This window comes from Sinorhizobium sp. 8-89 (genome assembly GCF_030124325.1).
In the GTDB taxonomy this organism is placed as follows: domain Bacteria; phylum Pseudomonadota; class Alphaproteobacteria; order Rhizobiales; family Rhizobiaceae; genus Sinorhizobium.
Window position 1 is genome coordinate 17,482 of the sequence record NZ_JASKLR010000028.1, and the last position, 11,135, is coordinate 28,616.

Annotated in this window: 10 protein-coding genes; 7 read left to right on the forward strand and 3 right to left on the reverse strand. The window is 61.0% G+C overall.

Features of this window, described 5'->3' with window-relative positions:
- Positions 1-5 precede the first annotated feature (5 nt).
- On the reverse strand, positions 6-1,037 hold the full coding sequence (locus QN219_RS29025; RefSeq protein ID WP_284003804.1) for a LacI family DNA-binding transcriptional regulator: 1,032 nt from the start codon (positions 1,035-1,037) through the stop codon (positions 6-8).
- 159 nt (positions 1,038-1,196) lie between these two features.
- On the opposite strand from QN219_RS29025, the gene QN219_RS29030 reads away from it, so the two are divergent.
- From QN219_RS29030 to purU, 5 genes are all read left to right on the forward strand, one after another.
- A complete protein-coding gene (locus tag QN219_RS29030; protein WP_284003806.1) occupies positions 1,197-2,288 on the forward strand; it encodes a fatty acid desaturase family protein in 1,092 nt (363 codons plus the stop codon).
- A 50-nt stretch (positions 2,289-2,338) separates the two neighbouring features.
- Positions 2,339-2,656, forward strand: a complete 318-nt coding sequence (locus QN219_RS29035; protein WP_026620402.1) for a MocE family 2Fe-2S type ferredoxin — start codon at positions 2,339-2,341, stop codon at positions 2,654-2,656.
- 43 nt (positions 2,657-2,699) lie between these two features.
- Entirely contained in the window at positions 2,700-3,926 is a 1,227-nt protein-coding gene (locus QN219_RS29040; protein WP_284003810.1) for an FAD-dependent oxidoreductase, read from the forward strand.
- Between the two features lie 48 nt (positions 3,927-3,974).
- Complete coding sequence (locus tag QN219_RS29045; protein WP_284003812.1) at positions 3,975-4,775, forward strand: 3-methyl-2-oxobutanoate hydroxymethyltransferase; 801 nt, start codon at positions 3,975-3,977, stop codon at positions 4,773-4,775.
- Between the two features lie 64 nt (positions 4,776-4,839).
- The gene (gene purU / locus QN219_RS29050) at positions 4,840-5,724 is read left to right on the forward strand and encodes a formyltetrahydrofolate deformylase (protein WP_284003814.1); all 885 of its coding nucleotides are present in this window, start codon (positions 4,840-4,842) and stop codon (positions 5,722-5,724) included.
- A 172-nt stretch (positions 5,725-5,896) separates the two neighbouring features.
- Here the strand turns inward: purU and QN219_RS29055 are convergent, their stop codons facing one another.
- Both QN219_RS29055 and QN219_RS29060 read right to left on the reverse strand, forming a co-directional pair.
- Positions 5,897-7,375, reverse strand: coding sequence for a sulfatase-like hydrolase/transferase (locus QN219_RS29055; protein WP_284003816.1), 1,479 nt, complete (start codon positions 7,373-7,375; stop codon positions 5,897-5,899).
- A 17-nt stretch (positions 7,376-7,392) separates the two neighbouring features.
- Positions 7,393-8,346, reverse strand: a complete 954-nt coding sequence (locus QN219_RS29060; RefSeq protein WP_284003818.1) for a dihydrodipicolinate synthase family protein — start codon at positions 8,344-8,346, stop codon at positions 7,393-7,395.
- 154 nt (positions 8,347-8,500) lie between these two features.
- Here QN219_RS29060 and QN219_RS29065 point away from each other — a divergent pair, with 154 nt between their 5' ends.
- Positions 8,501-9,232, forward strand: coding sequence for a FadR/GntR family transcriptional regulator (locus QN219_RS29065; protein WP_284003820.1), 732 nt, complete (start codon positions 8,501-8,503; stop codon positions 9,230-9,232).
- Between the two features lie 23 nt (positions 9,233-9,255).
- Positions 9,256-10,842, forward strand: coding sequence for an ABC transporter substrate-binding protein (locus QN219_RS29070; protein ID WP_284003821.1), 1,587 nt, complete (start codon positions 9,256-9,258; stop codon positions 10,840-10,842).
- The last annotated feature ends 293 nt before the right edge of the window (positions 10,843-11,135 follow it).

The window sequence follows — 11,135 nt, forward strand, 5'->3', positions numbered from 1 at the left end:
GAGGATCAGATATTCTCCGGCGTGAAGATGTCGAAAGGCAGGAAGGTCTGTCCCGGCACGCCGGCCGCGCCTCGATCGATCGCCCCGATCATCAGGTTGATGGTCTCGCGGACGAGCGCGGGAACGGGCGTTGCGATCGCCATCGTGACTGCCTCGTAGGCGAGCGCGGCCCGTGACTCCGGTGTGAGTTCGTTGACGACCACCAGCAGCTTGCGCTCGAGCTTTTCCTCTCGGATCGCCGAAATTGCGCCCTCCATCCCGCCGCCACAAACGTAGAAACCGATGAGGTCGGGATGCCGCCGCAAAAGATCGAGCGTCGCCTCGTGGGTGATTTCGGCGGTGTCCAGGTTGACCATCGTGTCGAGCACTTCGAACTCGGGCGCATTCTCGCGAAAATAGGAGCGAAAGGCGATCTCGCGCAGTTCATGCCCGTGGAAGCGATGGCTGCCGACAAAGGCGGCGACCTTTCCCGGGCGTTTCGCCGCCTTGGCAATCATCCAGGCCGCGGTTCGTCCAACCTTGTGGTTGTTCAAGCCGACGTAACCCTCTCGCACCCCGGCCGCGAAATCGGAAAGCAGTGAGAAAACCGGAATTCCGCGCTCCTTCAGTTCTTCTATCGCTGCCGTGACGGCTGGATAGTCCGGCGCGACCAGTGCGATTGCCTGATTTCGCGCCGCCATCGCCTTCAGCTTCTCGGTGATGCCTGCCGGGGTAGAATTCGGAACGAAGTCCACCTGAGGGAGCGCGCGGACATGGGTCAGTGACAGTGCCGCGTTCTCGATCTCTTTCGCAACCGCCCGATAGAAAGACTGCTGCGGTTTTTGCAGGAGAAAGCCGAGACGATATTGCGGAAGGTCCTCGAACACCCGTTGGCGAAGCAGGCCGACGGCGTGATAGCCGATCGTCTTGGCAGCGTCGTAGACCCTCCGCGCCGTTTCCTCGCGCACCGGATGACGCCCGTTCAAGACACGATCGACCGTGGCAACGCTCACACCCGCCGCCTGCGCAAGATCGGCGATCGTCGGTCTCCTGGTCATTGCGCTTCCTCCCTGAAACTATCCTCTCAAGAATGAAGTCGTCATCATGATGGAATTTGAGAGAATATATCATGACTGCATTGAGAATTGTCAAAAGTCAACATACGCTCCTTTCATCGAATTTGAGGCGCAGTCGGGAGCGCGCTTCGGGAGGAAGAGATGATGGCGGTTGCCACGACGAGAGATTACAGCCTGCTCGGGCGCGATGCCGAGGCGGCGGTCGCCAATGGCCTTTCCGCGGCTGAGTGGTATCACACCGAGATTCCGCGCAAGCAGATGAAGGAATTGATGAAACGCGAGGATTGCCCGGCCATCCGCGACACATTCCTCTGGCTCGGCAGCATGGTGCTTTTCGGCGGGCTCGGCATCTATTTCTGGGGCACTTGGATCGCTGTTCCGTTTTTCCTCGCCTACGGCGTGCTCTACGGCTCGGCCTCCGACAGCCGCTGGCACGAATGCGGCCACGGCACCGCGTTCAAGACGATGTGGATGAATGATGTCGTCTATCAGATTGCCTGTTTCATGATCATGCGCAATCCGGTGACCTGGCGCTGGAGCCACACCCGCCACCACACAGATACGGTCATCGTCGGCCGCGACCCGGAAATCGCCGTCATGCGCCCGCCGGACCTTCTCCGGCTCGTTCTCAATTTCTTCGGCATCATCGACGTGTGGCACGCTGTCATCGATATGATGCGGAATGCCTTTGGCGTGATCAGCGCCGCCGAAAAGACCTTCATTCCGGAAATGGAGCAGCCGAAGGCGATCCTAGTCGCCCGCATCTGGCTGGCGATCTATGTCGCGACGATCGGCCTGTCGATTTATCTCGGCTCTCTTCTGCCGCTCATGCTGATCGGGCTGCCCCGCCTCTATGGCGCCTGGCATCACGTGTTGACCGGCCTGCTGCAGCATGGCGCGCTTGCCGACAACGTCACCGATCACCGGCTGAACAGCCGCACGGTCTATATCAACCCGGTGAGCCGCTTCATCTACTGGAACATGAACTATCACGTCGAGCATCACATGTTCCCGATGGTGCCTTATCACGCCCTGCCGAAGCTGCATGAAATGATCAAGCACGACCTGCCGGCGGCGAATCCGTCCATGCTTCACGGCTATCGTGAAATGATCCCGGCCTTCCTCAGGCAGCTCAGGAACGAGGATTATTTCCTGAAGCGCGAACTGCCGCCGACGGCAAAGCCCTATCGCGAAGAGTTCCACAACGACCGGGTTATCCGCGCCGCCGAGTGAGCGTGGAAAACGACAGCCTATCAAAACCTTGCATTGAATGGAGGAAACCCATGAGCTCGAACTGGGTCGAGGTCTGCGCGGCCGATGAGATCGATGAGGAAGACGTTATCCGCTTCGATCACGAGGGGCGAACCTTCGCCGTTTATCGCAGCCCCGATGACGAATATTTCGCGACCGATGGGCTCTGCACCCATGAGCACATTCATCTCGCAGACGGGCTGGTGATGGACGACATCATCGAATGTCCCAAGCACAACGGCCGCTTCAACTACAAGACCGGCCAGGCCAAGGGCGCACCTGTCTGCGTTAACCTCCGGACGTATCCGGTGAAGGTTGAGGCCGGCAGCGTCTTCATCGCGATTTCCTGACGACAATTTGCCTTAGCGTCGAAGCGGCGAGGGAGGAGAAGGCATGACACATATCGTCATCGTTGGCGCCGGCGAATGCGGCGCGCGGGCGGCGTTCGCGCTGAGAGAAAAAGGCTTCGACGGCGAGATCACGCTGATCGGCGCCGAACCGCATCTTCCCTATGAGCGCCCGCCCTTGTCGAAGGAAGGGCTTGCGGGCGCCGTGCCCCCGAAATACGTGGCGGCCGCAGAGCGCTATGAGGATGCCGGAATATCGGTGCTCACCGATGCACCCGTCGAGAAGCTCGACCGTGAGCAGAGGGCGGTACGGCTCGCTGACGGCCGTTTGATTGGCTATGATCGGCTGCTGCTTGCGACCGGCGCTCGGCCGCGGGCGTTTCCGGGCGCCCCGGAAAACTCCGCACGCATCCGTATGCTGAGGACGCAGGCCGACGCGCTGGCGATCCGTACGCTGCTTGCCCCGGGCCGCAAGCTTGCGCTCATCGGCGGCGGCTTCATCGGCCTCGAACTCGCCGCCACCGCCCGCAAGCTCGGTGCGGATGTCATTCTTGTTGAAGGCCTGCCGCGCGTATTAAGCCGCGGTGTGCCGGAAGAGATCGCCGCGGTCGTGGCCGAGCGGCATCGCCGCGAAGGCGTCGAGATCGTCTGCGGCGCGAAGATCGCAGCACTTGAAGAAGAGGGTGGCCGAGCGCGTGTTTTCTTCGCCGACGGCGGCAGCGTTTCCGCCGACCTGGTCATCGTCGGTATCGGTGCGGTCCCCAACACCGAACTGGCGGAGGCCGCGGGTCTTGCGATCGAAAACGGCATCGCAGTCGATGAACGGCTCTGCACCTCTGATCGCGATATCTTTGCCGCCGGCGATTGCTGTTCCTTTCCGCTGTCGCAGTACGGCGGACGGCGGGTGCGGCTCGAAGCCTGGCGCAATGCCCAGGAACAGGGAACGCTCGTCGCCAGTAGCCTTATCGGCGGAGCCGAGTCTGTCTCCAGCGTGCCGTGGTTCTGGTCGGATCAATATGATCTCACCTTGCAGATCGCCGGCCTTGCCGACGGCGCGGCGAGGATAGTCCGGCGCGATATGGAGGAAGGGGCCTTCATCCTCTTCCACCTTGATGGCGAAGGCCGGCTGATCGCCGCAAGCGGCATCGGCCCCGGCAATGCAGTCGCGCGCGATGTCCGACTCGCGGAAATGCTCATCGCCGCAGGCAGCCGACCCGACCCGGCGGCGCTTGCTTCGCGCGAAACCAAGCTCAAGAAGCTGCTGGCAGCCTGAGCGTCGCCCGGTTCTCACTGTTCGCTAAGCACACCGCTGGAGGTTTCGATGAAACACCGTCGCCCGACCGTTTCCGATCTGTTGTCGATGAAAGGCACGAGGCAACTCACCATGCTTCGTGTCGTGACGCTTGATGAGGCCGAAGCCGCCGAGGAGGCCGCCATCGACCTCGTCTCCGTTCCTCCGGCGCTCCTGGGGCCGGAATTCCGCGAGGCAGCACCCTCCGTCTTCGCCTTTCCGGGGCTCGAATACGGCGACTTCGTCACGGCTGAAGATTATCTTCGCGCCGCCTTCCAGGCGATGCGCGCCGGCGGCGACGCGGTCTATTGTGCGGCCGGTCTCTCCACGGTCAGGCGGCTGCGGGAGGAGGGCATACCTGTCTGCGGCCATGTCGGGCTGATCCCCTCCAAGGCCACCTGGACCGGCGGCTTCCGTGCCGTCGGTAAGACTGCGGAAAGCGCGCTCGCGGTCTGGCGGCAGGTAAAGTCGCTCGAAGAGGCGGGCGCCTTTGCGGCCGAGATCGAGGTCGTGCCCGCCGAGGTGGCGACGGCGATCTCCAGGCGCACTTCACTGCTGATGCTCTCCATGGGTGCTGGCACCGGATGCGACGCCCAGTATCTTTTCGCCGAGGACGTGCTTGGGCAGAACCGCGGCCATTATCCGCGCCACGCCAAGGTCTATCGCGACTTCGCCGCCGAGTTCGACCGCCTGCAACAGGAGCGAGTTGCCGCCTTCCGCGAATATGCCGAGGATGTCCGCTCCGGCGCCTATCCGGAAAAGGCGCATCTGGTCGGCATAGCGCCCGCGGAACTGGAGGATTTTCTCGAGAAAATCGGTGCGCAGGAGTAGAACCTTCTCGCAAGTTGAAGGCAGCGGTTCTGCGCTGAAGGACGCGACGACAAGGACGAAAACGATGCACAATTATGTTTTGACGGTGACCTGCAAATCGACGCGCGGCATTGTGGCCGCGATCTCCCGTTATCTCGCCGAACAGGGTTGCAACATAATTGACAGCTCACAGTGCGATGACCTCGAAACCGGTCTATTCTTCATTCGTGTCAGCTTCATTTCGGAAGAGGGCGTGAGCCGGGAGGCGCTCGAAAAGGACTTCACGCCGATTGCTGAGACGTTCGGCATGGAGGCGGCAGTCCACGACGCCAGCGAGCGCATGAAGGTGCTGTTGATGGTGTCGCGTTTCGGCCATTGCCTGAACGACCTGCTCTGCCGCTGGAAGATCGGCGCGCTGCCGATCGACATCGTCGGCATCGTCTCCAACCATTTCGACTATCAGAAGGTGGTCGTCAATCACGACATTCCCTTCCACCACATCAAGGTGACCAAGGAGAACAAGCCGCAGGCTGAAGCGCGGCTGATGGAGATCGTCGAGCAGAGCGGCGCGGAACTGATCGTGCTCGCCCGCTACATGCAGGTCTTGTCGGACGCGCTCTGCAAGAAGATGTCGGGCCGGATCATCAACATCCACCATTCCTTCCTGCCGAGCTTCAAGGGCGCCAACCCCTACAAGCAGGCCTATGAGCGCGGCGTCAAGCTGATCGGCGCGACGGCGCATTATGTCACCGCCGATCTCGACGAGGGTCCGATCATCGAGCAGGACATTGCCCGCATCACCCATGCCCAGAGCGCCGAGGACTATGTCTCGATCGGCCGCGACGTCGAAAGCCAGGTGCTGGCCCGCGCCGTGCACGCCCATATCCACCACCGCTGCTTCATCAACGGCAACCGCGTCGTCGTCTTCCCGCCGAGCCCGGGAAGCTATGCGTCCGAGCGGATGGGGTGATAGTTCGTGTGACTGTGTCGTTCATCTGATCGACTCAGTGGCAGATCAAACAGCGCTTTATCCGCCGAAGTCAGCGGCGTCACTTCAACATCACTCCTGAAGTAAGCGCACCGGCTCGAATACGGGCAGACGATCGCCACGACTACGAGCAAGCCCATCACCGTGCGTGTGATCAAGAGCGAGGCCGTTCCTTGATTCTGTTCCGCAGTCGTTGGGTCGCATTCGGAATGGATGACGTTGCGCGTGGTGGTGCGGCCGCTGCTTCATCTTGGACAAACGAGGCGATGTCGTTGAGCAGCATGAGCTCGATGGCGGCATAGTCGGGATCGCCTGAAAGGTTGTCGGTTTCCCATGGGTCGGTCTGGAGGTTGAAAAGCTCTCGTTGGCTAGAGCCGCCGCTGGTGTAGAGAGTAAGCTTGAAGCGTTGGTCCCGCGCCATGGTCGCCTGCATCGATGGATCCCAAAAGTTGCCGCTGTCGTTTACGCCGGAGTTGCGATAAGCGCAGATTGCGCTGCTGCGCCTCGTTGCGTTCCGCGATGCCATGGCGACGAGATCCTCGCTTTGCGGGCATGATTCCGTGCTTAGACCGGCTGCCGCGAGACAGGTGGCAGCAACGTCGCGGCCCTGCGCAAGCGCGGTGCACCGGGTTCCAGCGGCGATGCGGGTTGGCCAGCGCAATAACAACGGCACTCCGACCGTAGGCTCGTAGAGTGCCACTCCCTTGACGAAGAGCCCATGGTCGCCAAGTTGATCGCCGTGATCGGACACGAAGATGACCAGCGTGTCGTTCGTTAGCTCCGCATCGTCTAGTGCCTTCAGAACGCGACCGATCTGCTCATCAAGGAACGCGATCGAGACGGCATAGCCGATGCGAATCTTGCGGATTTCTTCCGGCGAGAAATCCGCAAAACGCCCGAGATAGGAACCTTGGCTCTCCCGCTGGACGCATTCGGGTTGGGCCGTGCGCGGAGGGATCGGATCTGGAATCTTCGCTTGATCTATTCGATTGCTGAAGGTGGATGGGTAATCCTCATAGGGATCATGGGGATCAAACAGGCTCATCAGGCAAAAGAACGGCTGCCGTTCCGCTTCCATCGACTGAATGAACGCGATGGTGCGATCGGCCGCCCACTTGCTCATGTGGACGGCCTCCGGGTGGTGAAGCTCGCCGCGGCCATTGCGCTGAAGCGCGGCAAGGAAGTCGGGTGCGGTTTCGCGAAGCCAAGCGGCATAGCCGTTGAACGGGCTCTGCATCGCGACCGACGGTTCCAGACACCATTCATAGATATCAAAACCGTCATGCGGGTGCCGCTCGCGTTCTTCCTTGAGACGGCTGCTGACATGGAGTTTGCCGAAAAGCGCGGTTCGGTAACCGGCTTCCTGTCGCAGTCGTTCTGTGAAAAGCACCTCGTCCGGGGGCAGATTATCATGCACCCGCTCAACCCCGTGACCCGGCACGGGCTTGCCCGTGAGGATGCTGGCGCGCGAAGGGGTGCAGATGGGATTGTCGACGGTGCAGTGCTCAAAGACCGCTCCGGCATTGCCCAACTGGTCGAGATTAGGCGTAGGAATCCAGTCGCAGCCGTAGACGCCAAGCGTGTCCCGACGTTGCTGGTCTGTCATGATCATCAAAATGTTCGGCGGCGTCATGATGCTTACCTTAACGATCACGGCATGATTTCGGGGAGGGCGGCTTTGGCTTTCTCCCGCAGTCCCGATACGATCTGCGGATCGAGCCAGCGATACGGCCGGCGCAGCCGCGTGCCGATATCCGTCCATCCCCCGATTGCGGCCAGCAGCTTGTCCAGTGCCGCATTCGAATAGCCGTGCACTTTGGCGAGCGGTGTGATGTGGACTTCGAGGAAAGTGCGTAACCGTGCTTCCACTTCGAGCGCCCGCTCGATGTCACTGGCCATCGATGCGGTCCATTGTTGCGCCCCCGATGGGCTCAGGCAGGCGACATTCGAGAATGCCCCGACGGCGACGTCTCGTTCGACGCCCGTCGCAAGGTGGTGCCCAGGAACATAGATTCCCCAAGCTCCGAGGTGATGACGGGCGTGCTCGTACCAGCTGAGATCTCCGTCTGCGAGCTTGACGCCGACGACCTCGGGCACCGGTGTGAGGATCGCTGCCAGTTCGTCCGGGGCAAAGACGCGCTTGGCATGCGGCGGATGGTAGAGAACGAGCGGTACCGAACCGGCCGCCTCCGCAGCCATTCCAAGGAAGTCCGTCGCCTCTGCGGTCGTGACCGGCCACCAGTCCGGAAGGATCACCTGGATTGCCTCTGGCTTGAGTGTTGCCGCCCTTCGCACGCGTTCAAGGGATATCCGGGGATCAGGTTGGCAGGCGCCGATGATGAAAGGCATCTCCGCAGGCTTGCAGCGATCCGCCAGCAGCTGCTGAATGGCATCGAACTCCTCTTCCGTCTGATTGTGGAATTCGCCTGCAGTGCCGTTGGAGTAGATACCGTCCACGCCGGCTGCGATCAGGTGGTCGATTTCGTCGGCGAGGCGCGCGAGATCGATCGAATCGTCGTCATTTATCGGCAAGAGCAGCGTCGCCCAATTTCCGCGAATGCGGCCCCAGCGACCATCCCGTCGTTCGAACTTTGCGGCTGCCACACCTCACCTCCCTTTGCGGCCCTGCGGATTCAGCTGAGCTATCGGGCAGCGCCGACGGCAGAATCCACTCGCTCCTCATTTATCGACTTGCAAGATATCCTACAAGTCGATATACCTCAACCGTATTGGAGGTCGAACTGACAGGGAGCAATTCTTGGCCAAGCCGATAAAGCCGTTGGCGCGTCCGCCGCTTCTGCATGTCAGCGTGCAGGAGAGCCTGCGCAGCTATATCGAGGATAATAAGCTTTCCGCGGGCGCGGCCCTGCCGCCGGAGACCTTCCTGGCGCAGCAATTGGGCGTCGGGCGCAACTCCGTGCGCGAGGCGATCAAGGCGCTGGAATCGGTCGGCATCCTCGAGACGCGGCGCGGCATCGGGGTTTTCGTCAAGGAATTCTCGTTTGCGCCGTTGCTGGACAACCTTGCCTATGGTCTGCAGGCTTCGCTGCGCGACGTCGAGGAATTGCAGGAGATCCGTCGCGTACTGGAAACCGGCCTTATCGACAGAACCATCGAGATGATCGGCGAGGAGGATATTGCCGAGCTCCGCAAGCTTACCGATCGCATGCGTCAACGCGCTGAACGCGGCGAGAGCTTTGCCGAGGAAGACCAGCAATTTCACCAGCTGCTGTTCCGCTGCCAGAACAACAAGATGCTGAGCGCGCTGATCAATATCTTCTGGTCTGCTTTCTACAAGGCTTCGGACCTTGCAAATCTGACCAATCCGAACCCGCTGGCCACCTGGCGCGATCACCACGAGATTGTCGAAGCCGTCGCGGCCAGAAATGTCGAGTTAGCGCGCAGGCGCCTTGGCGAACACTATTCCGGCATCAGGAGGGTCATCGCGATGAACCGGCCCGAGGAGGGGCTCGATCCGATCCGGCAATAAACTGAATAAAAGAGGAGGAGAGCATGCATCGACGAAATTTTGGCCGCCTTCTGGCGGCGGCAGCCGTTGCTTTTGTCAGCGCCACCGCGATGGTGCCCACGCCGGTTCTGGCGCAGGAGCAAAAGACCATTGTCGGCGGCTTCGACGTGGGGCCGGGCGGTTTCCCCGGTAACTTCAACCCGCAGACCGCCACCGCCGGCTTTACCTGGCTCAACACCTATTTCGAGCCATTGGTCATCTACACATCCGATCTCTCAAAGCTCGTCGGCGCGCTCGCATCCGAGTTCACCGTCAGCGAAGACAATCTTTCCTACACCTTCAAGCTGGTCGACACGAAATGGCATGACGGCAAGCCCTTCACCTCGGCGGACGTCAAGTTCACGTTGGAACTCGCCAAGAACGCCAACAGTGGCAGTATATTCGCCGCCCGGCTCGCCGACATCGCGTCGATCGAGACCCCTGACGAGCACACGGCAGTCGTCAAGCTCAGCAAGCCCAACTCGGCCTTCCTATCCGTTCTGTCGCAGGTGATGATGCTGCCGGAGCACGCCCTGTCGTCCATCGAGATCAAGGAAGTCGCCAAGAGCCCGTGGTGGTCGACAAAACCTGTCGGCACCGGTCCGTTCAAGTTCGTGAAGTATGTCAGCGATCAGTATGTCGAGATGGCTGCTTATGACGGCTATCGGGGCGGCAAGCCGAAGGTGGATCGCTTGATCAACCGGTATTTCGCCAATCCGGCTGCAGCCGTCTCGGCACTTTCGGCGGGAGAGATTCAATTCACCTTCGCTGAGCCTGATGACGCCAAGACCTTCAAAGGCAATGAAGACTTCCAGATCATCGAAGGCGACTCCTATGTGGTGAATTACATCGGCTTCAATCACAGGGCCGGGATCTGGAACGACCTTCGCGTGCGGCAGGCGGTCATGCACGCCATCGATCGAAACGCGATCATTTCAAGTCTGTTCGGCGGTGCGGCCAAGATGGCCAACTGCGGCTATGTCGTGCCGCAGCTCGTTCCGAACGGCCTTGACGACTATGCCTACGACCCGCAGAAGGCGAAGGAGTTGTTGGAAGAGGCGGGCTGGGACAAGATCAACGGCGACAAGCCGATCCCGTGGCTCACCTACTATAATACCCCGCAGGTCGCCAACGTCATGGCGGCGATCCAGGCCATGCTCGCGCAGGTTGGCATCAACGTGGTGCCGCGCGCCCTCGATGTCCCGAGCTACAACGGCATCGTCCGAAGTGAGAAGTGGCCGGAGTTCCCGCTGGTCTATGCCGGCCTGCAGAACGGCCCCAACCCGGCTTCGCTCAACGTCGGGCTCAACGCCGCGCAGATACCGCCCGCCGGCAACAACATCATGCGTGTCGAGATGCCTCAGCTCACCGAGGCATTGAACACGGCGATGGCGGAAACCGATCCGGCCAAGGCGGACGCCAAGTGGCAGCAGGTCTGCAAGGAAATGAACGCTAAGCTTCCCTGGAGCCCGATGTGGGTCGCGAGCCGCTACGGGGTCGCGTCCAGCAAGCTCAAGGACTTCTTCTGGACGCCCGCTCCGGGCGGCGGTCCATTCGTCTCCCACCCCGAGAAGTGGGATATCGCTCCGTAGTGGGGGCGGGGCTGAGGTGCGGTCGGACGGTCAAGTCCGGCCGCACCCCTGCTGCATGTTTCCTTAAATCCTAGCCGATTTAAGGACAAAAACATGCAGCAAAGTGCTACAGCGTCCTTTGCGCGTCTAAGACGCGCGGCGCTGTCGGGACCCTGTTGGTGAAACATGCTGCAATATGTCCTCCGCCGCACGGTCGTCGGCCTGCTCATGCTATTGGCCCTGACCGTCCTCATCTTCACGCTGCTGCCGAACTAATCCGGCTTTCTGCGCCTTTTCGCCAAAGACTGTCGCAA

What these genes read in the sequence shown, in the direction of transcription:
- QN219_RS29025 (WP_284003804.1), bottom strand. Translation starts at nt 1,037, where the DNA reads ATGACCAGGAGACCGACGATCGCCGATCTTGCGCAGGCGGCGGGTGTG.
- QN219_RS29030 (WP_284003806.1), top strand. Translation starts at nt 1,197, where the DNA reads ATGATGGCGGTTGCCACGACGAGAGATTACAGCCTGCTCGGGCGCGAT.
- QN219_RS29035 (WP_026620402.1), top strand. Translation starts at nt 2,339, where the DNA reads ATGAGCTCGAACTGGGTCGAGGTCTGCGCGGCCGATGAGATCGATGAG.
- QN219_RS29040 (WP_284003810.1), top strand. Translation starts at nt 2,700, where the DNA reads ATGACACATATCGTCATCGTTGGCGCCGGCGAATGCGGCGCGCGGGCG.
- QN219_RS29045 (WP_284003812.1), top strand. Translation starts at nt 3,975, where the DNA reads ATGAAACACCGTCGCCCGACCGTTTCCGATCTGTTGTCGATGAAAGGC.
- purU (WP_284003814.1), top strand. Translation starts at nt 4,840, where the DNA reads ATGCACAATTATGTTTTGACGGTGACCTGCAAATCGACGCGCGGCATT.
- QN219_RS29055 (WP_284003816.1), bottom strand. Translation starts at nt 7,375, where the DNA reads ATGACGCCGCCGAACATTTTGATGATCATGACAGACCAGCAACGTCGG.
- QN219_RS29070 (WP_284003821.1), top strand. Translation starts at nt 9,256, where the DNA reads ATGCATCGACGAAATTTTGGCCGCCTTCTGGCGGCGGCAGCCGTTGCT.